Source organism: Streptomyces sp. NPDC028907, assembly GCF_055564995.1.
In genome coordinates, this window is the sequence record NZ_JBVHVE010000015.1 from 32,276 (window position 1) to 54,479 (window position 22,204).

22 protein-coding genes are annotated in these 22,204 nt (G+C 71.9%); 11 read left to right on the forward strand and 11 right to left on the reverse strand.

What is annotated here, in order from left to right:
• Positions 1-10: 10 nt before the first annotated feature.
• A complete protein-coding gene (locus ACZ4UU_RS35825) occupies positions 11-2,311 on the reverse strand; it encodes a hypothetical protein (protein WP_471907570.1) in 2,301 nt (766 codons plus the stop codon).
• Between the two features lie 291 nt (positions 2,312-2,602).
• Between ACZ4UU_RS35825 and ACZ4UU_RS35830 the strand changes: the two genes are divergently transcribed.
• Together ACZ4UU_RS35830 and ACZ4UU_RS35835 are read left to right on the forward strand one after the other, a co-directional pair.
• Entirely contained in the window at positions 2,603-3,433 is an 831-nt protein-coding gene (locus tag ACZ4UU_RS35830) for a DeoR/GlpR family DNA-binding transcription regulator (RefSeq protein WP_234761214.1), read from the forward strand.
• Between the two features lie 58 nt (positions 3,434-3,491).
• Positions 3,492-3,971, forward strand: coding sequence for an SRPBCC family protein (locus ACZ4UU_RS35835; protein WP_471907571.1), 480 nt, complete (start codon positions 3,492-3,494; stop codon positions 3,969-3,971).
• A 127-nt stretch (positions 3,972-4,098) separates the two neighbouring features.
• Here ACZ4UU_RS35835 and argJ read toward each other — a convergent pair whose 3' ends face one another.
• Together argJ and cds1 are read right to left on the reverse strand one after the other, a co-directional pair.
• Positions 4,099-5,295 carry a bifunctional glutamate N-acetyltransferase/amino-acid acetyltransferase ArgJ gene (gene argJ / locus ACZ4UU_RS35840; RefSeq protein ID WP_471907572.1) on the reverse strand — a complete coding sequence of 399 codons (1,197 nt, stop codon included), beginning with the start codon at positions 5,293-5,295 and terminating at the stop codon, positions 4,099-4,101.
• Positions 5,296-5,458: 163 nt separating this feature from the next.
• Positions 5,459-6,583 (reverse strand): L-cysteine desulfhydrase Cds1, encoded by a 1,125-nt coding sequence (gene cds1, locus ACZ4UU_RS35845; protein ID WP_471907573.1) that lies wholly within the window; start codon positions 6,581-6,583, stop codon positions 5,459-5,461.
• Between the two features lie 335 nt (positions 6,584-6,918).
• Between cds1 and ACZ4UU_RS35850 the strand changes: the two genes are divergently transcribed.
• Together ACZ4UU_RS35850 and ACZ4UU_RS35855 are read left to right on the forward strand one after the other, a co-directional pair.
• On the forward strand, positions 6,919-7,239 hold the full coding sequence (locus tag ACZ4UU_RS35850) for a hypothetical protein (RefSeq protein ID WP_062717296.1): 321 nt from the start codon (positions 6,919-6,921) through the stop codon (positions 7,237-7,239).
• 184 nt (positions 7,240-7,423) lie between these two features.
• Complete coding sequence (locus tag ACZ4UU_RS35855; RefSeq protein WP_471907574.1) at positions 7,424-7,996, forward strand: ATP-binding protein; 573 nt, start codon at positions 7,424-7,426, stop codon at positions 7,994-7,996.
• 84 nt (positions 7,997-8,080) lie between these two features.
• On the opposite strand, the gene ACZ4UU_RS35860 is transcribed toward ACZ4UU_RS35855, so the two are convergent.
• Genes ACZ4UU_RS35860 through ACZ4UU_RS35870 form a run of 3 tightly spaced genes read right to left on the reverse strand, consistent with a single transcriptional unit; the run spans position 8,081 to position 11,702 of the window.
• Positions 8,081-10,642 (reverse strand): ABC transporter permease, encoded by a 2,562-nt coding sequence (locus tag ACZ4UU_RS35860; protein WP_471907745.1) that lies wholly within the window; start codon positions 10,640-10,642, stop codon positions 8,081-8,083.
• A gap of 23 nt (positions 10,643-10,665) precedes the next feature.
• Positions 10,666-11,424: an ABC transporter ATP-binding protein gene (locus ACZ4UU_RS35865; protein WP_471907575.1), complete on the reverse strand. Its 759-nt coding sequence runs from the start codon at positions 11,422-11,424 to the stop codon at positions 10,666-10,668.
• Positions 11,421-11,702: an SHOCT domain-containing protein gene (locus ACZ4UU_RS35870; RefSeq protein ID WP_471907576.1), complete on the reverse strand. Its 282-nt coding sequence runs from the start codon at positions 11,700-11,702 to the stop codon at positions 11,421-11,423. The genes ACZ4UU_RS35865 and ACZ4UU_RS35870 overlap by 4 nt, the downstream gene beginning before the upstream one ends.
• A gap of 171 nt (positions 11,703-11,873) precedes the next feature.
• Here ACZ4UU_RS35870 and ACZ4UU_RS35875 point away from each other — a divergent pair, with 171 nt between their 5' ends.
• From ACZ4UU_RS35875 to ACZ4UU_RS35885, 3 genes are read left to right on the forward strand one after another with little or no spacing between them, the layout of a single operon-like run.
• On the forward strand, positions 11,874-12,476 hold the full coding sequence (locus ACZ4UU_RS35875) for a TetR/AcrR family transcriptional regulator (RefSeq protein WP_471907577.1): 603 nt from the start codon (positions 11,874-11,876) through the stop codon (positions 12,474-12,476).
• An 11-nt stretch (positions 12,477-12,487) separates the two neighbouring features.
• Positions 12,488-13,060 carry a DUF4865 family protein gene (locus ACZ4UU_RS35880; protein ID WP_471907578.1) on the forward strand — a complete coding sequence of 191 codons (573 nt, stop codon included), beginning with the start codon at positions 12,488-12,490 and terminating at the stop codon, positions 13,058-13,060.
• 30 nt (positions 13,061-13,090) lie between these two features.
• Positions 13,091-13,525: a tautomerase family protein gene (locus ACZ4UU_RS35885; protein WP_471907579.1), complete on the forward strand. Its 435-nt coding sequence runs from the start codon at positions 13,091-13,093 to the stop codon at positions 13,523-13,525.
• On the opposite strand, the gene ACZ4UU_RS35890 is transcribed toward ACZ4UU_RS35885, so the two are convergent.
• Positions 13,512-13,961: an RpiB/LacA/LacB family sugar-phosphate isomerase gene (locus ACZ4UU_RS35890; RefSeq protein WP_471907580.1), complete on the reverse strand. Its 450-nt coding sequence runs from the start codon at positions 13,959-13,961 to the stop codon at positions 13,512-13,514. The genes ACZ4UU_RS35885 and ACZ4UU_RS35890 overlap by 14 nt on opposite strands.
• Positions 13,962-14,046: 85 nt before the next feature.
• Between ACZ4UU_RS35890 and ACZ4UU_RS35895 the strand changes: the two genes are divergently transcribed.
• Positions 14,047-14,334: a hypothetical protein gene (locus ACZ4UU_RS35895; protein WP_471907581.1), complete on the forward strand. Its 288-nt coding sequence runs from the start codon at positions 14,047-14,049 to the stop codon at positions 14,332-14,334.
• A gap of 1 nt (position 14,335) precedes the next feature.
• Here ACZ4UU_RS35895 and ACZ4UU_RS35900 read toward each other — a convergent pair whose 3' ends face one another.
• A complete protein-coding gene (locus tag ACZ4UU_RS35900; protein WP_471907582.1) occupies positions 14,336-15,577 on the reverse strand; it encodes an ROK family protein in 1,242 nt (413 codons plus the stop codon).
• A gap of 36 nt (positions 15,578-15,613) precedes the next feature.
• Positions 15,614-16,270 (reverse strand): alpha-ketoglutarate-dependent dioxygenase AlkB family protein, encoded by a 657-nt coding sequence (locus tag ACZ4UU_RS35905; RefSeq protein WP_471907583.1) that lies wholly within the window; start codon positions 16,268-16,270, stop codon positions 15,614-15,616.
• 126 nt (positions 16,271-16,396) lie between these two features.
• Between ACZ4UU_RS35905 and ACZ4UU_RS35910 the strand changes: the two genes are divergently transcribed.
• Positions 16,397-17,530 carry a methyltransferase gene (locus tag ACZ4UU_RS35910; RefSeq protein ID WP_471907746.1) on the forward strand — a complete coding sequence of 378 codons (1,134 nt, stop codon included), beginning with the start codon at positions 16,397-16,399 and terminating at the stop codon, positions 17,528-17,530.
• Here ACZ4UU_RS35910 and ACZ4UU_RS35915 read toward each other — a convergent pair.
• Both ACZ4UU_RS35915 and ACZ4UU_RS35920 read right to left on the reverse strand, forming a co-directional pair.
• Positions 17,520-18,389: a class II fructose-bisphosphate aldolase gene (locus tag ACZ4UU_RS35915; RefSeq protein ID WP_471907584.1), complete on the reverse strand. Its 870-nt coding sequence runs from the start codon at positions 18,387-18,389 to the stop codon at positions 17,520-17,522. The genes ACZ4UU_RS35910 and ACZ4UU_RS35915 overlap by 11 nt on opposite strands.
• Positions 18,390-18,430: 41 nt before the next feature.
• Positions 18,431-19,312 carry an SIS domain-containing protein gene (locus ACZ4UU_RS35920; RefSeq protein WP_471907585.1) on the reverse strand — a complete coding sequence of 294 codons (882 nt, stop codon included), beginning with the start codon at positions 19,310-19,312 and terminating at the stop codon, positions 18,431-18,433.
• Between the two features lie 152 nt (positions 19,313-19,464).
• Between ACZ4UU_RS35920 and ACZ4UU_RS35925 the strand changes: the two genes are divergently transcribed.
• Positions 19,465-20,244 (forward strand): DeoR/GlpR family DNA-binding transcription regulator, encoded by a 780-nt coding sequence (locus ACZ4UU_RS35925; protein WP_471907586.1) that lies wholly within the window; start codon positions 19,465-19,467, stop codon positions 20,242-20,244.
• Positions 20,245-20,352: 108 nt separating this feature from the next.
• Entirely contained in the window at positions 20,353-22,188 is a 1,836-nt protein-coding gene (locus ACZ4UU_RS35930; protein ID WP_471907587.1) for a glycoside hydrolase family 15 protein, read from the forward strand.
• Positions 22,189-22,204: the final 16 nt, after the last annotated feature.

Genomic DNA, 22,204 nt, shown 5'->3' on the forward strand with positions numbered 1-22,204 from the left:
AGGCCCGGGATCAGCTCTGCACGTCGGACTCGGGCCGCTGTGCCGGCACTTCGGGCCGCAGCCGTCTCAGCAGCCGCTGCCGCTCCCGCGCGAACGCCGGGTCGGCCTGGTAGTCGCCGTGACCCAGGATCGGGGCGGGCAGGGGGTGTGCGGGGGTACGGCCGTAGGCCAGCGGGTCCTTGAGAGCCTCGCGGTCCACCGCGGGGGTGCAGCTGCCGGGCAGCCGGACCGGGCCGCCGATGGGGTCGGTGACGCGGTACAGGTTGCGCCAGCAGTCGACCTCGGCGTGCAGGGAGGCGAGCGCTGCCGGGCCGAAGTGGGCCGGGAACCAGCGGCCGTAGAGGCGTTCCAGGGGTGAGCCGTAGGTGAGGAGCGCGACCCGCTTGCGGTCGGCGGGGGTCAGCTGCCAGGCCGCCGCGGCGGCGAGCACGCTGCCCTGGGAATGCCCCGAGATGACGAGGCGGCGGTCGTCCTCGGCGCGGGTCCAGGTCGCCATGCGCCAGGTCAGGTCGGGTACCGCGCGCTCGGCGTAGCAGGGCGGGGCGAAGGGGTGGGCGGCGCGTGGCCAGAAGGTGCCGACGTCCCAGAGGATGCCGATGGTGCGCCGTGCGGAGGCGTCCTTGTAGGCGCGTCTGCCCCCGGTGACGAAGAGTATGAAGCCGAAGCCGATCAGCCAGGAGCCCAGCGCCTGCGCGGTCTCGGCCGCGCCGTGCACGACGGCGTACGTTCCGTCGGCGGCCTCGCTCGGGGTCTGGTCGGTCAGGGCTCCGACGAGGGCGCCGGCGCCCAGGAGCAGGGTCGCGGTGGAGGTGACGGCGACGAAGAGGGGGGCGCGGTCGGTGAGCGTCGCCATCGCGCGTGTGCTAGCGATACGGCGGGTGCGGGCCGTGTCCCGGGGCTCGCCGGCGTAGTCGAGCTCCACCCTGCCCAGCTCGGTGCGGCGCAGCAGCCAGGCCCGCCATGCCAGCCAGCCGCAGAGCGACAGCAGCAGCACCAGCAGCGGGGGGATCACGGAGGCCTGCCAGGTCAGCAGGACCGGCGGGCCGGCGATGGACGCGCCCGTGCCGTCCAGCCAGTCGGCGACCCGCTGGGCGACCCCGCCGGACATCACCCCGCCGAGGGCGCAGGCCAGCATCACCACGGCCGGTCCGCCCAGGCCCCGCATGGCGGCGCGCGGGTCGGGTCGGGTCCGGTGCAGGAGGTGGGCGACGACGGCGAGGACGATGACGAGCAGGCCCTGGAAGAAGGCGATGGCCCCGAAGGTGGGGTCGCCGGGGAGGCGGCCGGTGGAATGCCAGCCGGGGCGGTCCCACCCGGCGTAGACCAGGGCGAGCGCCAGCAGGACGAGGGCGGCGAGCGGCAGGCGTCGTACGAGGTGCTCGTCGAGTTCCTGGTCGAGGCGGTTCTCGCTGCGGCCCCGGCGGCAGACCACCCACACGACGACGGCGGCGCAGGCGACCAGTGCCGCGTCCAGGAGCCAACCCAGCGTGTCGAGGAGCGCGGGGCCACCGGGCCCGCGGTCGAAGCGCGCCGCCGCCGAGCCGACCGCCGCGGCCACCGTCAGCAGGCCCGCTGCGGTGTGGGCGGCGCGCAGCCGGGCGACCAGGCGGCGGCCGTACCAGAAGCCGGGGCGGCCCAGGGAGGTGCCGCCGGACTCCGCGTCGGGCTCGGCGTCGCGGGACATCGGCTGCTGGGACTCGTAGGCGCTCCAGGTGCGGCGGGACAGGTACCAGAGCAGGCCGGTGAGTGCGGCGGGCACCAGTGCCGCGAGGGCGAGTCTGCGGCCGGGGTGGCTCCACCAGCCGCCGTTCGAGACCGTGGGCGAGAGGAAGCCCAGCCAGCTGTTGCGTTCGGCGCACGCGGGGGTGCCCGCGCACTGCCAGGCCGCGAGGTCCAGGGCGACCTCGCAGGCGGCGGCGACGAGCAGCACGGTCAGGGTCAGACCCGCGAGCCGCACGAGCAGGCCGTAGAGACGTACGGTCCGTGCGCGGTCACGCGTGGTGGGGCGCATCCAGTGGGCGAGGTTGACCACCATGAACGGCAGTAACAGCAGCCACAGGGCGCGGGCGCTGTTTCCCGAGGTGAGGTTGCACCAGACGTAGGCCTCGGGCACCGGTCTGCCCCGGTAGTCGTCCGGTCGGTCCTCGGCGTCGACGTCGTCGGCCCGCCGGAACACGGCGGCCGTGTCGTCGCCGGTGATCCGTACGGTCCGCGGATCGTCGAGCATCTCCTGTGGTGTGGTGCCGCCGACGCCGTGAACCAGGAGTTCCAGGGCGATTCCGGCGTTTTCCTGTCTCTGTGCACGTTCCACTCTTCGCACTTCCCCCGTGACGAGCCGTTGGCTTCTGTCCGTGCGGGCACAAGGATCTCCGCAAAGGGGGTCCCGTACACCTCTCGTCACGCAATCTCCCCGATCCGCGTGAAGAACAGGGGAACAGGCGTTGCGGTCGTGACATGCGCGCGTCGGGACAGCCAGTGGCGCGAGGGGTACCGACCCGTGCGAGTATGGGACCTCCCGCGCGCCGGGAGGGGTGAGAATGTCCTCATCAGAGCAGGTGCGCGGGTGTGGCGGACAGCTTGAGGCGAAAGGACCGGAGCGTACGTGAGTGAGAATCAGAACCTCCTCGCGGAGCAGCGGCGCGCCCTGATCCTTGACGAGGTTCGGCGCCGGGGCGGGGTACGCGTCAACGAGCTGACCCGCAAGCTCGGCGTGTCGGACATGACGGTGCGGCGCGATCTCGACGCGCTCGCCCGGCAGGGCGTCCTGGAGAAGGTGCACGGTGGCGCGGTCCCGGTGGTGGAGGCCAGCACGCACGAACCGGGCTTCGAGGCCAAGTCGGGCCTGGAGCTGACGGCCAAGGAGGACATCGCGCGGGCGGCGGCCGAGCTGGTCGCGCCGGGCAGCGCGATCGCGCTGTCGGGCGGCACGACGACGTACGCGCTGGCGCACCAGCTGGTCGAGGTGCCCGACCTCACGGTGGTCACGAACTCGGTGCGGGTGGCCGACGTCTTTCACGCCGCGCAGCGCACGTCGGGCCCCCGGCAGGGCGCGGCCACGGTCGTGCTGACCGGCGGGGTGCGCACGCCGTCCGACTCGCTGGTGGGTCCGGTGGCCGACCAGGCGATCGCGGCGCTCCACTTCGACGTGCTGTTCCTCGGGGTGCACGGCATATCGGTGGAGGCCGGCCTGTCCACGCCGAACCTCGCGGAGGCCGAGACGAACCGGCGTCTCGTGCAGTCGGCGCGGCGGGTCGTGGTGGTCGCCGACCACACCAAGTGGGGTGTGGTGGGGCTGAGTTCGTTCGCGGCGCTGGAGCAGGTCGACACGCTGGTGACGGACGCCGGTCTCGACAGCGAGGCGCGCTCGGAGATCTCCGAGCAGCTGCGTCGGCTGGTGGTGGCGGGCGAGCCCGATGAGGGTGCAGACATCTGACGGGGCGCCAGCTATGGTGACGCTGCCCGGAGCGGCGTCGGCATAGGGGGTTTCGTCCATGGCTCACCTGCTGCGTGAGGTGCAGCTCGACTTCGTCGGGACCGCGCCCGTACGGCACGTCTTCGCGCGCGAGATCTCCGCTCCCCCGGAGACGGTGCACCGCGCGCTGGCCGAGGACGTGCCGGGCTGGACGGAGTGGTTCTCGGCGGTGACGCTGGCCCGTCCGCTGGACGGCGGAGCCCGGCGGGAGATCCGGCTCAAGGGCGGTACGCGCTTCGAGGAGACGATCCTCGCGGCGAAGAGCCCGGAGGTGTACGCCTACCGGATCGACGTCACCAACGCGCCGGGAGCGCGCGCCATGGTCGAGGAGTGGAGGCTCGCCCCGGCTGGGGCGGGCACCCGGGTGCAGTGGACGTTCGCGGTGGACGGCACGGCGCCCTTCCGGTTCGCCTTCGGCATCGCCCGGCCCGGTCTGGGCCGGGCGTTCCGGGACGCGGTGACCGCGCTGGACCGGCGGCTCGCGGCAGCGGCGCGCTAGGGGAGTTTCGAAAGTCCCGTCGTCAAATTCCCGTCGTCCGCCCGAAGGGCGGGCCCGCCCGGTGCGCGCCCTCGGCCGCTGAGGCATCACGAGCACGAGGGGGATCCTTCCCCGCGTTCGTGCCCGGTCACGTGGTGTAGTCCGCGTTGACGCGGACGTATCCGGCGGACAGGTCGCAGCCGTAGACCGTGGCTTCGGCCGCCCCGAGGCCGAGCGTGATGACGATGTCGACCTCGTCCTGGCGCATGAGGGCGACGAGTCGGTCGAGGGTGTCGGCCTCGGGTTCCGAGGGATACACCTCGATGTCGCCGAAGCTCACGGTGACCTTGCCGGGCACGATGGCGGTGTCGTCGGTGTTCTTGCCGATGGCCATCAGCACTCGGCCCCAGTTGGGGTCGGCGCCGTGGACCGCGGTCTTGACCAGCGGGGAGTTCACCACGCTCTTGGCGACGCGCTTGGCCTGTGCGGGGTCGCCGGCCTGGCCGACCGTGACGCGCAGGAGCTTCGTGGCGCCTTCGCCGTCACTGGCCAGTTGCCGGGTGAGGTCCAGGCACAGGTCGGCGAGGGCTTCGGAGAACCGAGCGGGATCGACCGGCCCCGCGGCGCCGTTGGCGATGACCGCCACGGTGTCGGAGGTGGAGGTGTCGGTGTCGACACTCAGGCAGTTGAAGGTGCGATTCACCGCAGTGCGCAGGGCGCTGTCCAGGTCGGCCGGGGACATCTCCGCGTCCGTGAACACATAGGCCAGCATCGTGGCCATGTTGGGCTCCAGCATGCCGACGCCCTTGGCCACGCCCACGATGCGGGCCTGTCCGACGGTCCGCGTCGCGGTCTTCGGCCGGGTGTCGGTGGTCATCATCGCGCGGGCCACGTCCAGGGGCGCGGCCCGGAACGCCGCGAGGCCGTGCCGGGCAGTCTCGTCGAAGTGCGCTCGGATGGCATCCATCGGCAGGGGGCGTCCGATGACGCCCGTGGAGCCGATCAGCACCTCGTCCTGCGGAACGCCCAGAATCCCGGCGACACGGCGGACGACCTCGGCGGCGTTCTCCTCGCCCTGACGCCCGGTGGCGACGTTCGCGTTGTTCGCCAGCGTCGTCACGGCACGCAGCTTCTGTCCCGCGGCGTGTACCCGGCTGAGGACCACGGCCGGGCCCGCGAAGAGGCTCTGGGTGAACATCGCGGCGCTGATGGCCGGCCGGTCCGACGCGACCACGGAGATGTCGTCGCCGTGCGCACGCAGCCCGCCGTGCCCCGCGTAGGCCCGGAAGCCGGTCGGCCACGCCAAGGGGTCCGAGCCGTGAGTCGATGAATGATCATGCATCATGAGGCATATATTTACATGACGAGTGTGGGCTGTCCACGCACTTTCAAATGCCTCTCACAGGAACGCCGTTCAGGCGGGCTTGGGACGTTGGCAGCCTTCGGGGCATACGGCGCGCAGGCTGCTCCACAAGGGACGATCCGCCACCCCGGCCCCGACACGCCGGTCACTCGGGCCAGACCCCCGTGTCCAGCAGGTGCTCGATGGCCCTCGCGTACGGCGCGATGTCCAGGCCCTGCTCCGCCAACCAGGTGTCCGAGTAGTACTTGTCGAGATACCGGTCCCCCGGGTCGCACAGCAGCGTCACCACGCTGCCCTGACGCCCCTCGGCGACCATCTCGGCGACGATCTTCAGCGCGCTCCACAGACCGGTGCCGGTGGAACCGCCCGCCTTGCGGCCGATGGCCCGCTCCAGGGCCCGTACGGCGGCGACGCTCGCCGCGTCCGGCACCTTCATCATCCGGTCGATGGCACCCGGCACGAAGCTCGGCTCCATGCGCGGTCGGCCAATGCCCTCGATGCGCGAGCCGCAGTCACAGGTGACGTCCGGATCGCCGGTGGTCCAGCCCTCGAAGAAGCACGAGTTCTCCGGATCGGCGACACAGATGCGGGTGTCGTACTGCATGTAGTGGACGTACCGGGCGATGGTCGCCGAGGTGCCGCCCGTGCCGGCCGTGGCGACGATCCACGTGGGCTCCGGGAACCGCTCCAACTCCAGCTGGCGGAAGACGGATTCGGCGATGTTGTTGTTGCCGCGCCAGTCCGTGGCCCGTTCGGCGTAGGTGAACTGGTCCATGTAGTGGCCGCCGGTCTCCACCGCGAGACGGGCCGACTCCTCATACATTTTCCGCGAGTCGTCCACGAAGTGACACTGCCCCCCGTGGAACTCGATCAGACGGATCTTCTCGGCGCTCGTCGTGCGCGGCATGACCGCGATGAAGGGCACGCCGATCAGCTTCGCGAAGTACGCCTCGGAGACGGCCGTGGAACCGCTGGACGCCTCGATCACCGGGCGGGCCGGCCGGATCCAGCCATTGCACAGGCCGTAGAGGAAGAGGGAGCGGGCGAGCCGGTGCTTGAGACTGCCGGTCGGATGGGTCGACTCGTCCTTCAGATACAGGTCGATGCCCCACCGCTCCGGCAACGGGAAACGCAGCAGATGAGTGTCGGCCGAACGGTTGGCGTCCGCCTGGACCTTGCGTACGGCCTCTTTCAGCCAGGCGCGATATGTGGCGTCGCTGTGGTCTACGTCGAGGCTCACGCCGGACGGGGTCTGCTGGACGGTGCTCACGGCGCTGCTCCTCATGCTGTGCGACGACGGCGGCCCACGCGGCCGTCGCTTCGAGCATAAACACCTTTCGCACGCTTCTCACCTGCATAAACACACCTTTGAGAGCCTCAAAGGCACCACTGGGGCGACCGTCTCACCGGTCCTTGGGGGCGCATTCGCGCGAGTGCTCCGAACAGCCCGCCCAGCGGTGACTTGCGCACTGGTGCTCGACGCGGGACGCGGGCAGACTGCACCGGACGGGACGCGATCCCGAACGGGGTGCACACTGGATCACGACCAGAGCCGGCACCCGCACAGGACGAGCCGGCACACCGACGCGCACAAGGGGGCGGGGCATGGCGGAGCCGGAGTTCAGGGCCACTGGCGTGCGGATCGGGAAGCGGCTGCGTTCGCTGACCCGGGCCGGACAGGTGCGCATCAGCGACGGCAGGGTGCAGCTCCTCACCAGCTACGGCAGTGAGATCGACAGCGCGCCGGTGCAGGCCGTCCGGGCGTCCAAGCCCTGGTTCTCGGACGACCGGGCGCTGGCTGACCTCAACGGCAAGCGCTACTCCCTTACCCTCGGCGACCATGACCCCGCACCGGGCGAGCCGGGGCCGCCTGCGGCGCGCCGGTTCATAGAGGCCGTACGGAAGGCCGCGGGGCGTAAGGGCTGAGTCACCGCGAGTTGCGGTACCGCACCCCCTGCGTCACGCTGGTCTCACGTCACTCTGGGTTTACCGGCGATAACGCTGCGAACCAGCCCGCCGGCCACGACAGCAGGCGGCCGTTTTCCTCAAGCACCCTGCTGGATCCGTACTCCGTGTTCTTCCGGACCTCTTCAGTCGGGGAGTCGCAGCCGTGATCAGTTACCCAAGCAGGCACTGCACGGTGGAGCTCCAAGCCCTGCCGTCGCGGATCGGCCAGGTCCGCAGAATCGTCTCTGCGCAGTTGCGCTACTGGCATCTGGATCCCTTGATAGACCGCGCCGCGCTCGGTGTGACCGAGCTGCTGACCAACGTCCACCAGCACGCCCAGCCGGACAAGACGTGCACCGTCGAGATCGAGCTGCTGCTCGACCGGCTCATGGTCTCGGTGCGCGACCACGACCCGAGGTTGCCGGTCGTGGCGGACATCGACGCCGTCGACGCGAAGGACGCCGACACGCTCGCCACCTGCGGGCGCGGGCTGGCGATGGTGGCCGCCGTCAGCGAGAGCTGGGGCGTGCGGCCGGACGGCGAGTCCGGCAAGGTCGTGTGGTTCGCGCTGCCCACACCTGTGCCGGCGCGGGGCGCGCGGACGCGGGCTCCGCAGCGGACGGCGACCGTGGCCGTGGCGGTGGAGGAGCCCGCGCGGCGGTTCGCGGAGGTCGGGGCACGGGTTGACCTGCGCCGGCCCGAGCATGCTCCCGCCCGGTCGGCCGTTGTCGGTTGACCGGGCGGTGAGGGGTTGTCGGTCGTCCTGGCGTGTTCTGACGACCAGGTGGTGAGCGGGCTTGGCCCTTGTGGTGCGGGCGGGTCACTCGGTGGCTATGGCGCGCAGGACGTCCAGGCGTGCGGCGCGACGCGCCGGGCGTAGGCCTGCGAGGGCTCCTGCGGTAACGCCGACCAGGGCTACCACCAGGAGTTGCAGGGGTGGCATCGCGAAGGCGAAGGCGCTGTCGCTCGCGCCGTCGGACGCCTTGACCAGCACCCAGCCGAGGAAGGCGCCGAGGGCGAGGCCGCCGACCGTGCCGAAGGCCGCTACGAGGACCGACTCCCAGCGGACCATCGCGCGCAGTTGGGGGCGGGTCTGGCCCACGGCCCGCAGGAGGCCGAGTTCGCGCGTGCGTTCGTGGACGGCGAGGGTGAGGGTGTTGGCGATGCCGAGGAGGGCGATGAGCACCGCGAGGGCCAGCAGTGCGTAGACGAGGGTGAGCATCATGTCGATGCCGCCGGCCGAGGACTGCGCGTACTCGTCCCGAGTCTGGACCTCTGGGTTGCCGTACTGGGCCGCGACCTCGTCCACCGCCGTCTTGCCCGTGTCCGTGCTCACGCCGTCCTTGAAGGAGACGGCGAGCAGGGTGTCGGCGTCCTGGGTGCGGTGCGGGGCCCAGGCGTCGCGGGTGATGACGTAGTCGCCGGCGAGTTCGGACTGGCCGTAGACCGCGCGGACCGTGAAGGTCTCGGTACGGCCGTCGGTGAAGGTCAGGCGGGCCTTGTCGCCGGTCGTCAGGTGCTGTGCGTCGGCCTCCTTCTGGGTGATGGCGATGCCGTGGGTGCCGAGGTCGTCGAGGGAGCCGCGGACGGCGCCGAGGTCGAAGGTGCGTTCCAGGGCGACCGGGTCCGTGACCGTCAACGCCCTTCCCTTGCCGTCCACTTCGGCGACTCCTCGGCCGAGTCCGACGGCCGTGTCCACCTCGGGCAGCCGCTGGACGGCGTCGGCGAGGTGCGGGCTCAGGCCGCTGCCGCCCGCGCCGAACGACGGGGTGCTGACCGCCACGTCGCCCGCGAAGGACCTGGACACCGTCTGGTCCATCGTCGCCTTCAGCGAGGCTCCGAAGACCGTGAAGAGGGAGACGACGGCTACGCCGATCATCAGGGCGCTCGCGGTCGCGGCCGTGCGCTTGGGGCTGCGCAGGGCGTTGCGCCGGGCGAGGCCGCCGGTGACGCCGCGCAGCCGGTCGAGGGGGCCGCCGAGGATCCGTACGGCCGTGGTGGAGGCGACCGGGCCGAGGACCACGAAGGCGGCCAGAGCGAGGACCGCGCCGGTGCCCGCCAGCCAGAGGGACGGGGTCAGCAGGACTCCGCTGAGCGTCACGCCGATCGCCAGGGCGACCAGACCCACGCCGGTGACGGCTCGGGTCCGGGACGCGCCGGATGTGTCGACGGCCGTCTCGCGCAGGGCGGCCAGGGGTGCGGTGCGGCCGGCCCGGCGGGCGGGGAGCAGGGCGGAACCGAGGCAGACCACGACGCCGACCGCGAGCGGCAGGGTCATGGAGAGGGGCTTCAGCACCAGGTCACCCTCGGGGAAGGGGAATCCGATCGCCGGGAACAGGGCCTGGAGGCCGGCCGCGATGCCGATGCCGCCCGCCAGACCGGCCACCGACGCGGCGACGGCGACGGCGGTCGCCTCGACGAGGGTCGACGCGGTGACCTGGCGACGGGAGGCGCCGAGGGCACGCAGCAGGGCGTTCTCACGGGTGCGTTGGGCCACGACGATCGCGAAGGTGTTGTGGATGGAGAAGGTCGCCACCAGGAGAGCCACACCGGAGAAGACCAGGAGGAAGGTTGTGAACAGGGTCAGGAACTGACTGGAGATCATGTCGGTGTTCTCGGCGGCCGACTCCTGCCCGGTGATGGCCTCGACGCCGCCCGGCAGCACGGTCGTCAGTTCGTCGACGAGTTCCTGCTGGCTGGTGCCGGGGGCGGCCCGCACCTGGATGCTCGCGGCCTCGCCGGGCCGTGCCGTGAGGTACTTCTCGGCGTCGGCCTGGGTCATGCCGGTGAAGGTCACCTGGGCCATGCCGTCCTCGCCGCCGAAGGTCGCGAGGCCGACGATCGTCACCTTGACCGGTTCGGGTGTGCGCAGGGTCGTGGTGTCGCCGATCCTCAGGTCGCCGCGTTCGGCGGTCCCCCTGTTCACGACGACCTCGCCGGACTTCTGCGGGGCGCGGCCCTCGGCGAGACGGTACGGGTTGAGCTTCGGGTCGGTGATCCAGTTGCCGGCGAGGGTGGGCGGGCCCTGGCCGCCGATGGGGTCGCCGTTGCTGCCGACGAGCTGGCCGGCGCCCTGGATGTTGGGCACGGCTGCGGCGACGCCGGGTGCCCGCTCGATCGTGGTGACGAGGTCGGTGCGGACCGGTTCGCGTACGCCCTCGCTCTCGCCGGGCGTGGTGATGGCGTCGGCGCTGCGGACGACGGCGTCGGTGCCGCTGGTGGCGTTGCCGAACATGGTGTCGAAGCCGGCGCGCAGGGTGTCGCCCATGACGAGGGTTCCGGCGAGGAAGGCCACGCCGAGGAAGACGGCGAGGAACGTACCGGCGAAGCGGCGCTTGTGAGCGCGCAGGGAGGACACGCTCAGGCGGACGGAGGCGTTCATGCCGTTCATCGCGTTCCCGGCGTTCATGAGGGCACCTCGAAGGCTTTCATGCGGTCCAGGACCTTGTCGGCGGTCGGGGATTCCATGCGGTCGACCAGGCGTCCGTCGGCGAGGAAGACGACCTCGTCGGCGTGGGCGGCGGCCACCGGGTCGTGGGTGACCATGACGACCGTGCGGGACGTCTGGCGCACCGTGCGGCCGAGCAGGCCCAGGACCTCCTCGCCGGAGCGGGAGTCGAGGTTGCCGGTGGGCTCGTCCGCGAAGACGACGTCCGGCTGTCCGGCGAAGGCCCGGGCCACGGCGACGCGCTGCTGCTGGCCGCCGGACAGCTCGGAGGGGCGGTGGTGGAGCCGGGCGCGCAGCCCGACCACGTCAATCAGCGCGTCGATCCACTCCCGGTCGCCCCTGCCGCCCGCGAGGTCCAGCGGCAGGGTGATGTTCTCCGCGACGGTCAGCGTCGGCACCAGGTTGAAGGCCTGGAAGACGAAGCCGACGCGGTCGCGGCGCAGGAGGGTGAGGCGACGGTCGTCGAGGCTGCTCAGCTCGGTGTCGCCGATGTGGGCGGTGCCCGAGGTGAGCGTGTCGAGGCCGGCCGCGCAGTGCATCAGCGTGGACTTGCCGGAGCCCGAGGGCCCCATGATCGCGGTGAAGCGGCCGACCGGGAAGTCGACGCTCACCCCGTCCAGGGCCCGCACGCTGGTGTCGCCGGTGCCGTACACCTTCACGGCGTCGACGACGCGGGCGGCCGTCGGCACGGTCGTCGTGAGGGTCGTGGTCGTCATGCCGCACCGCCCTTGCCGGTGCGGCCGAACTGCTCGTCCAGGACGGACAGCCGGCGCCAGTACTCGTCCTCGTCGATCTCGCCGGAGGCGAAGCGGTGGCCGAGCACGGTGATGGGTGAGTTGTCGTCGGCGGCCGGCCGCCAGGGGCCGCGGCGTCCGCGCCACACGGTGCGGCGCAGCAGGGTGATGCCGCCGATCACGACGGCCGCCCAGATCAGCGGGAAGAGGAGGATCCAGGGGCCGGGGCCGCCGTCGGCGAAGTGAGCCAGGGTCTGCATCTCGAGTCATCTCCCGAGTCGGTTCGGATGGGTCGTTCGGTGATGCTTCGAGGCTCGCGCCGCAGGGGGGTCCGGGTCGTCGTACGGCCAGCGGCAGTGTGCGTACCCCGCGGGGAGTAGGCGGGGCGGGCTGCTCTGCTTCCGCGGGGCTCGACTTCTGTAACTACTAGTATGTACAGTGAGGGCATGAGCACCTCGGACACCCCGGACCGGCTGATCGAGTCCACTCGCGAACTGCTGTGGGAGCGCGGCTATGTGGGCACCAGCCCCAAGGCGATCCTGGAGCGTTCGGGTGCCGGGCAGGGCAGCATGTACCACCACTTCAAGGGGAAGCCGGATCTCGCGCTGGCCGCGATCCGCCGTACCGCCGAGGAGATGCGGGCTACCGCGGCGGGAGTACTCGACGGGCCGGGGACGCCGTACGAGCGCATCGAGGCGTATCTGCGTCGCGAGCGTGATGTGTTGCGCGGCTGTCCGGTCGGGCGGCTGACGATGGATCCGGACGTGATCGCCAGCGACGAACTGCGGGCCCCGGTCGACGAGACGCTCGACTGGCTGCGCGAACGGCTCGCCGGGATCGTCGAGGAGGGCAAGGAGCGGGGGCAGTTCGGGTCCGGGCTCGACGCCGAGGCGATCGCGGCGACGATCGTCGCGACCGTCCAGGGCGGCTATGTCCTCGCCCGGGCGTCCGGTTCGCCCGCCGCGTTCGACGTGGGTGTCCGGGGCCTGCTGTCCCTCCTCGCACCGCGCCAGGACCAAGACCAGGACCACTAGGAAGGCGGCCGATGCACGCGATGCGGTACGGGCTCACCCTGCCCGCCGACTACGACATGGGAATCATCCGCCGTCGCGTCGCGAGCCGGGGGCATCTGCTCGACGACTGGCCGGGCTTGGGCCTCAAGGCGTACCTGATGCGCGAGCGCGGTGTGCACGGATCGCCGGTCAACCAGTACGCGCCGTTCTATCTGTGGGACACGGTCGCGGGCATGAACACCTTCCTCTGGGGCGGCCCCTTCCAGGGCATCGTCGACGACTTCGGGCGGCCGTCCGTGCGGCAGTGGCCCGGACTGGCGTACGAGGAGGGCGGCGCCGTCGGCTCCCCCGCGCGGGTCGCGGTGCTGCGGCGCCAACAGGTGCCGGACGAACGGCAGTTGAGCGACGTCATGGCGGAGGCGGCGCGGGAGACCGAGCGGATCGCCCGCGAGGGCGGCTCGGTGCTCTCGGCGGCTGCCGTGGACGCGAGCCGTTGGGAACTGATCCACTTCTCCCTCTGGGAGAACGACACGCCCAAGACCGCCGGCGACATGTACGAGGTGCTGCACATCTCCGCGCCCGGGCTGGAACGGCTGCGGGGCTGACAAGGAAGTTCACAGCGAGGAGACCCAGACATGCCCTTCGTTCGCATCGACGCCCTGGGAGCCGGTCCCGAGCGGCTGGACGCGCTCGGCCGTGCCGTGCACGACGCCCTGGTGGAGGCCGTCGGGATCCCGTCCGACGACCGGTTCCAGGTACTGGTCGGCCACGACGGCACCCGCAGCACGCTCCGCTACGACCCCGACTACCTGGGCATCCACCGGGACGACGGCCTCGTGTACGTCACGATCACCCTGCGCTCCGGGCGAACCCCGGCGCAGAAGCAGGCCCTGTACCGAAGGATCGCCGAACTCGCCCACGGCTACGCCGGTACCGAGCCACGAAACGTGTTCGTCAACCTGATCGAGAACGAGCCGATCAACTGGTCGTTCGGCGACGGGGTGGCGCAGTACGCCGACTCCCCCGCCCCAGTCGACTCTCCCGCCCCCGTCGACGTCACGGCTCCCTGAGGTCCAGGCGTCCGATCCGGGCCACGTTCTCCCGGTCCTCCGCGTCACCGCTCGCCGCGCCGGCGAACCAGGCGTCGAGGATCTCCTTGAGCAGGGGCTCGGACGTCAGGCGCAGGCTGAGGGCGAGCACATTGGCGTCGTTCCATCGGCGGGCGCCGTCCGCCGTGTAGGCGTCCGTGCACAGGGCCGCCCGTACGCCCGGCACCTTGTTCGCGGCGATCGACGCACCCGTGCCGGTCCAGCAGCACACGACCGCCTGGTCCGCGGTCCCGTCGGCGACCTCTCGGGCGGCGGCCTCGGAGCAGGCGGCCCACTGGGGGTCGTCGCCGGGGCTGAGGGCGCCGTGGGTCACCACGTCGTGGCCGCGGTCGCGCAGCTCGGTGACGAGGAGGCGGGCGAGAGGTTCGTCCATGTCCGAGGAGACCGAGATCCGCATGTGCCGAGCCTACCGCTGGGCGTGCGCCCGCCCGACGCGCGGCCGAGCATGGGAGGTGAGCGGTGGGAACGGCCGAGGAGGAGCCATGCCGACCCTGCACATCGAGCATCCGATCACGGACTTCGCCAAGTGGAAGACGGCCTTCGACCGCTTCGCCCCGGCACGCGCGGACGCGGGTGTACGCCACTACCGCGTCCAGCAGCCCGTCGACGATCCGGCCTACGTCGTCGTGGACCTCGACTTCGAGGACGTGGCCGAGGCCGAGCGGTTCCTGGGGTTCCTGAGGTCGAGGGTGTGGTCGTCGTCCGAGAACGCGCCCGCGCTGGCCGGGACGCCCCGGACGCGGATCCTGGAGACCGCCGACGAGCGGTGACCTACGGCGCCAGCGCCCCGAGCGGATCGTCCAGCACCGGTTGCCACGCCAACTCGGCCGCGCCGACCAGGCTGTTGTGGTCGAGGGTGCAGGCGAGGATCGGGACGCCGCCGCTCTGGCCCCACAGGCTGCGGTCGGCGACGACGGCGCGCAGGCGGTCGGGGTCGGTGTCGAGGAGGGTGCGGTGTAGGCCGCCGAGGATGATGCGGTCCGGGTTGAGGATGTTGACCAGGCCGGCCAGGCCCAGGCCGAGCCGGTCGATGAGGGCCTCGGTGGCCGTGCGGACCGCGGGGTCGTCGTACTGGGTGCGGATCAGGTCCTTGGCCTGCTGGAGCAGGGAGCCCTCGGGGCCGGGCTCGCGGCCGGCCGCCGTGAGGAATGCCAGCGGGTCGGTCTCGACGTCCAGGCAGCCGCGGCTGCCGCAGTGACAGGGTCTGCCCTCGGGGTGCACGGTGAGGTGGCCGACCTCCAGGGCCAGGCCCGAACTGCCGGTGTGCAGGCGGCCGTCCAGCACGAGCGCGCCGCCGACACCCCGGTGCCCGGTGGCCACGCACAGCAGGTCGCGGGAGCCGCGCCCGGCGCCGTGCCGGTGCTCGGCGAGGGCGGCGAGGTTGACGTCGTTGGCGGCGAAGGCCGGTCCGGTGATGCCGGACGCGCGTACGCACTCCGTGAAGATACGCCGCACCGGCGCCCCGACGGGCCAGGCCAGGTGCAGGGGGTTCAGTGCCAGGCCGTCCGGTTCCGCGACCGCGGAGGGGACGGCGAGACCGGCGCCCACGCAGCGGCGGCCCGTCGCGCGCAGCAGGTCGGCGCCGGCCTCGACCACCGAGCCGAGGACCTTCGCCGGATCGGCGTCGACCGTCTCGCAGCCGGGCGCGGTGGCGACGATACGGCCGCCCAGGCCGACCAGCGCCGCCCGGAACCCGTCGGCGTGCACCTGTGCGGCGAGGACGACCGGGCCGTCCTCGGCGACCGCCAGCCGGTGCGAGGGCCGCCCCTGGGAACCGGCCGCCGCGCCGGGCCGGGCGTCGACCCGGATCAGCCCGAGGGCCTCCAGCTCGGCGGCGACCGCGCCGGCGGTGGCCCGGGTCACGCCGAGTTCGGCGGTGAGGACGGCGCGTGTGGGGGCGCGTCCGGTGTGCACGAGCTCCAACGCGGGTCCGAGCGCACCGCGCCCCCGGTCCAACCGCGTCCTCGAGGTGGTCCCTTCCCCCGCCGTCCGGGGGTCCGCCTTGCCGCTCATGAGGGCGAGTCTCCCATGATCCGCAGGTACGGGGGCCTACCGGCCGCTCACTCTGAGCGTGATGTTCAGCCGGCCGGTCAGCCCCAACTCCGGCGGTGCGGTGCCCGGCTGCACCTTCGGCACACCGTGGTGGGCGAGCCTCGCCGGACCGCCGAACACGAACAGGTCGCCGCTGCGCAGCTCGACGTCCGTGTACGGCCGGGTCCGGGTCTCGGGGTTGCCGAAGCGGAAGACACAGGTGTCGCCGAGGCTCAGCGACACCACCGGGGCGTCCGAGTGCTCGTCGCCGTCGCGGTGCATGCCCATGCGGGCGTCGGCGTCGTAGAAGTTGATCAGGGCGATGTCGTACGCGGCCTCCGTGTCCGCGGCCCGCGGCTCGCCCAGGGCGTCCCGCACCGCGCGTTTGCCCAGCTCGCCCAGCCACTCGGGGAACGGTTTCACCGGGGCGCCGTCGCCGTCGACGACGGTGCGGGCGTAGCCGTACGGGTACCAGTGCCAGCCGAGGCACACCTGGCGGGCGGTCATGGTGCCGCCGCCGGGGGTGCGCACCGTGCGCAGGCCGGCCGGTGGGCGGGCCCATGTGCGGCAGGCCTCCAGCAGCTCGCGCTGCAGGCCCGGATCCAGCCAGTCGGGCACGTGGACCGCGCCCGGCGCGATCTGCGTGCGCTCCCGGGGGAACAGCTCGGCGTCCATGCCTCCCATCCTCCCCCACCGGCGTTGAGCTGCGGCTCGGTAGCCGCGCCGGGGAGGAGCGGCGGCGCGGGGGCGTGCCTGCCCTTCCCCGGGGTCGCTTAGCCTTGACGCACGATGAACGACCGTATGACGACGCCCTGGGGCGAGCTCGCGCTGACCCGTTTCCCCGAGGACCCCCGTGAGAGGCTGCGCGCGTGGGACGCCTCCGACGAGTACCTCCTGAGGCATCTCGCGGGGCAGGAGACCCCGCCGGCCGGTACGGTCGTGGTCGTCGGTGACCGTTGGGGCGCCCTGGTCACGGCGCTCGCGACGCACGGCCCGGTGCAGATCACCGACTCCTACCTCGCCCAGGAGGCGACCCGGGCCAACCTCGCCCGGCACGGTGTCGAGCCCGGCACCGTCCAGCTCCGCACCACGCAGGACCCGCCGCCGGAGCGGGTCGACGTGCTGCTCGTGCGGGTGCCGAAGAGCCTGGCGCTGCTGGAGGACCAGCTGCTGCGGCTGGCGCCCGCGGTGCACGAGGGCACGGTGGTGGTCGGCACCGGGATGGTGAAGGAGATCCACACCTCGACGCTCCAGCTGTTCGAGCGGATCCTCGGCCCGACCCGCACCTCGCTCGCCGAGCGGAAGGCCCGGCTGATCTTCTGCACGCCCGAGCCGTCCGTGGAGCGGCCCGCCAACCCGTGGCCGCATGTCTATGACCTCCCGAACGGGATCGGCCCGGTCTCGGGGCGCACGGTCGTCAATCACGCGGGCGTCTTCTGTGCCGACCGGCTCGACATCGGTACGCGGTTCTTCCTGGGGCATCTGCCGAGCGGCGAGGGCGCCCGGCGGGTGGTGGACCTGGGGTGCGGCAACGGCGTCGTCGGTACGGCGATGGCGCTGGCGGACCCGGACGCCGAGGTGCTGTTCGTGGACGAGTCGTTCCAGGCGGTGGCCTCGGCGGAGGCGACGTACCGGGCGAACGGGGTGCCGGGGCACGCCGAGTTCCGGGTCGGGGACGGGCTGGCGGGGGTGCCGGCCGGGAGTGTGGACCTCGTGCTGAACAATCCGCCGTTCCACTCCCACCAGGCCACGACCGACGCGACAGCGTGGCGGATGTTCACGGGGGCCCGGCGTGCGCTGCGGCCGGGCGGCGAGCTGTGGGTGGTCGGCAACCGGCATCTCGGTTACCACGTGAAGCTGCGGCGGCTGTTCGGCAACAGTCAACTCATCGCCGGAGACCCGAAGTTCGTGGTGCTGAGGGCCGTCAAGAGGTAGCCGTCACGTCGCGGGACAGTACCCGGATGATGTCGGCCACCGCCCGCACCATCGCCTCCCGGCCGACGCTCAGGTACTTGCGTGAGTCGACGGCCTCGGGGTGGGCGGCGAGGAAGTCCCGGATCGCTCCCGTCATGGCGATGTTGAGGGCCGTGCCGACGTTGACCTTGGCGATGCCGCCCGCGACGGCCGCGGTCAGTTCGCCGTCGGGGACGCCGGAGGAGCCGTGCAGGACGAGGGGGACGTCGAGGGCGCCGGCCAGGCGCTTGAGGAGGTGGTGGTCGAGGGTGGCGGTGCGGGTGGTCATGGCGTGCGAGCTGCCGATGGCCACGGCGAGGGCGTCGACGCCTGAGTCGGCGACGAAGGCGTGGGCCTCGGCCGGGTCGGTGCGGGCACCCGGGGTGTGGGCGTCGAGGGGCGGCTCACCGTTCTTGCCGCCCAGCCGCCCCAACTCGGCCTCGATCCAAAGGCCTTGGGCGTGTGCCCAGTCGACGGCGGCCTTCGTGGCGGCGAGGTTGTCGGCGTACGGCAGCCTCGCCGCGTCGTACATCACGGAGCTGAACCCGGCGTCCGGCGCCTGGCGCAGCAGGTCGTCGCTCTGGATGTGGTCGAGGTGCAACGCGACGGGTACGGCGGCGCGTTCGGCGGCCGCGACGGCGGCGCGGGCGAGCGGGAGCAGGCGTCCGTAGCGGAACTTGACGGCATTCTCGCTGACTTGGAGTACGACGGGTGAACGCACCGACTCCGCGCCGGCGATGACGGCCTCGACGTGCTCAAGGGTGATGACGTTGAAGGCGGCGACGGCGGAGCGGGCTGCGGCGGCGCGGGTGATGAGCTCGCCGGTGGTCACGAGGGGCACGGCCTGTCCTTTCTCGGCGTGTGAGGTGTGGCAGGCGTGTGTCAGGGTGCGAGGATCACCGAGCGGGTGAGGTGGCGCGGCCGGTCCGGATCGAGGCCTCGGGCCGCGGCGACGGCGACCGCGAGGCGCTGGGCGCGGACCAGTTCGGCGAGCGGGTCGAGACGGCCCTCGATCCACAGTCCGCCGGTGGAGCGCACCTGTTCGGCCAGCCCCTCGGGCGCCTCACCGAACATCCAGGTCGCGGTGCCGCTCGTGGTGATGCTGATCGGGCCGTGCCGGTACTCCATGGCCGGGTACGCCTCGGTCCAGGCGAGGGACGCCTCGCGCATCTTCAGCCCGGCCTCGTTGGCGAGCCCGACGGTCCAGCCCCGGCCGAGGAAGGTGAACTGCCCGCACTCCACAAGCCCTTCGGGCAGGTCGCAGGCGAGGGCGGTGCGCGCGTCGGCCACGACCATGTCGGTGTGCAGGCCGAGGTGGGCGCGGAGCAGGGTGAGGGCGGTGGTCGCGAACCGGGTCTGCACGACGGACCGTTCGTCGGCGTAGTCGAGGACGACGACCTCGTCGGCGGCCGTCATGACAGGCGTGTCCGGGTCGGCGGTGAGTGCCGTGGTCGGCGTACCGCCCTTCAACTTGCCCAGCAGGTCGAGCACTTCGGTCGTGGTACCGGAGCGGCTGAGGGCAAGGACTCGGTCGTACGCGCGTCCGTGCGGGAACTCCGAGGCGGCGAAGGCGTCCGTCTCGCCCCGGCCCGATCCCTCGCGCAGCGCGGCGAAGGCCTGAGCCATGAAGTACGACGTTCCGCAGCCGACGACCGCGACCCGCTCCCCCGGTTCCGGCAGGACCGTGCCGTGGCCGGTCGCCTCTGCCGCCGCGCGGGTCCAGCACTCGGGCTGGCTGTTGAGCTCGTCCTCGACATGCGTCATGCCGCCGTCCCTCACGCTCTCGTTGAACATCACGGTGCTTGTGATTGTTCATGCAAGATAACGCGAGCTTTCGAGCAGAATCAAGCATTGGGCTGGAGGGGGGTGCGCTAAGGTCGCCGGAGATCGGGGAATGATCGAGGAATGGAGGGCGGATGTCGCGCGACGCCCGCTGGAAGGCGCTGCTGGAGCTGCTCGTGGAGCGGGGCCGGCTGGACGTCGAGGAGGCGGCCGCCGAGCTGGCGGTCTCCGCCGCGACGATCCGCCGTGACTTCGATCAGCTCGCCGAGCAGCAGATGCTCGTCCGCACGCGGGGCGGCGCGGTCGTGCACGGAGTGTCGTACGAACTGCCGCTGCGCTACAAGACCGCCCGGCACGCCTCCGAGAAGCAGCGCATCGCCAAGGCGGTGGCCGACCTCGTCGCGCCCGGCGAGGCGGTGGGGCTGACCGGCGGAACGACGACCACCGAGGTGGCGCGCGCCCTGGCCGTGCGCAGCGACCTGGTGTCCGGCACGCCCGCGCTGACCGTCGTCACCAACGCGCTGAACATCGGCAACGAGCTGGCCGTCCGCCCCCAGTTCAAGATCGTGCTCACCGGCGGGGTCGCGCGCCCGCAGTCGTACGAGCTCATCGGACCGCTCGCGGACGGTGTGCTGTCCCAGATCACCCTCGACGTGGCGGTCCTCGGCGTCGTCGGCTTCGACGCCACGCACGGCGCCGCCGCGCACGACGAGGCGGAGGCGGCGATCAACCGGCTGCTGTGCGAGCGCGCCGAGCGGGTGGTCGTGGCCGCCGACTCCAGCAAGCTGGGCCAGCGGGCGTTCGCCCGGATCTGCGCGGCCGACGCGGTGGACACGCTGGTCACGGACACGGCGGCCGAGCCCGACACCGTACGGCGCTTCGAGGAGGCGGGCCTGCGGGTCATCGCGGTCTGAGCCCAGGCGGTCCCGGCCCCCGATCCCGGCACCCACCCGTTCGATTCCACCTACGCTGGGAGCGAGGCGCACTGCGGGCCAGGGTGTCGGCGGGCCAGGGAGGCTGCGATGAGCACAACCCGGATCGGGACGGACCCACCCACGGCGGCGCGCTATCTGCCGATCGCCGAGCACGGGCTGATCGGCGATCTGCGCAGTGTGGCCCTGGTGGGGACGGACGGCACGATCGACTGGTACTGCTGCCCGGCCTTCGACGCCCCGAGCGTCTTCGCGGCGATCCTGGACGCGGATCGGGGCGGCTGCTTCGAGCTGGCGGCGGCGGTGCCGGCCAGGACCAAGCAGTTCTACTTCCCCGACACCAACGTCCTGATCACCAGGTTCTTCACCGAGGACGGCGTCGGCGAGGTGCAGGACTTCATGCCGGTGGACGGCGGCTCGGTCGAGTCCGAACGGCACCGGCTGATCCGGCGGGTGGTGTGCGTGCGCGGGTCGATCCCGTTCCGTACGCGGGTCGCGCCGCGCTTCGAGTACGGCACTCAGCCGCACACCGTCCGCATGGTGGGCGAGGTCGTGGTGTTCGAGTCCGAGAAGCTGTCGCTCGGGCTGACCTCGACCATGCCGCTCGACGTCGAAGGACCGGACGTACGCGCCGAGTTCAAGCTCGCGCAGGGCGAGTCGGCGGTCTTCGCGCTGGACCAGCTCGGCGCCGAGGTGACGCTGCGCCGGTGCGCGCGGACCGAGGCCGAGGAGCAGTTCAACAGCACGGTGGCGTACTGGCGGAAGTGGCTGTCCGCCTCCCAGTACCGGGGCCGCTGGCGGGAGATGGTGCACCGCTCGGCGCTCACCCTGAAGCTGCTCACCTACGCGCCGACCGGCGCGATCGTGGCCGCTCCGACGACGAGCCTGCCCGAGCAGCGCGGCGGGGAACGCAACTGGGACTACCGGTACGTGTGGGTGCGCGACGCCGCCTTCTGTGTGTACGCGATGCTGCGCCTGGGCTTCACCGAGGAGGCCGAGGCGTTCATGAACTTCCTGACCGAGCACGTCAGCCGGGGGGACGGCTGTCAGAGCGGCCCGTTGCAGATCATGTACGGCATCGACGGCCGCGCCGAGCTGCCCGAGCGCGAACTCGGCCATCTGGAGGGGCATATGGGCTCCGCGCCGGTGCGCATCGGCAACGCCGCCGCCGGCCAGCTCCAGCTCGACATCTACGGGGCGCTGATCGACTCGATCTACCTCTACGACAAGTGGGCCAAGCCGATCTCCAGCGACCAGTGGGACGACGTGTGCGCGCTGGTGGACTGGGTGTGCGACAACTGGGACCAGCCGGACGAGGGCGTCTGGGAGACCCGCGGTGGCCGCAAGAACTTCCTGTACTCGCGGCTGATGTGCTGGGTGGCGATCGAGCGGGCCATCCGGATGGCCACCCGGCGCGGTCTGCCGGCGGATCTGCCGCGCTGGGGCGGGTGCCGGGACACGATCTACCGGCGGATCATGCAGCGGGGCTGGTCCGAGGCCCGGCAGGCCTTCGTCCAGCACGAGGACGACGATGTGCTGGACGCCGCGGTGCTGATGATGCCGCTGGCGAAGTTCATCGCGCCGACCGACCCCAAGTGGCTGTCCACACTGGACGCCCTCACCGAGGACCTGGTGTCCGACTCGCTGGTCTACCGCTACGACCCGCAGGCGAGCCCCGACGGGTTGCGCGGCGACGAGGGCACGTTCTCCATCTGCTCGTTCTGGTACGTCGAGGCCATGGTCCGGGCCGGCCGGGTCGACGAGGCGCGCCTCGCCTTCGAGAAGATGCTGACGTACGCCAACCATCTGGGGCTGTACGCCGAGGAGATCAGCCACACGGGTGAGCAACAGGGCAACTTCCCCCAGGCGTTCACGCATCTCGCCCTGATCAGCGCGGCCTTCAATCTGGACCGCGCCCTGGGATGAGGGCCGTTCACAGGAC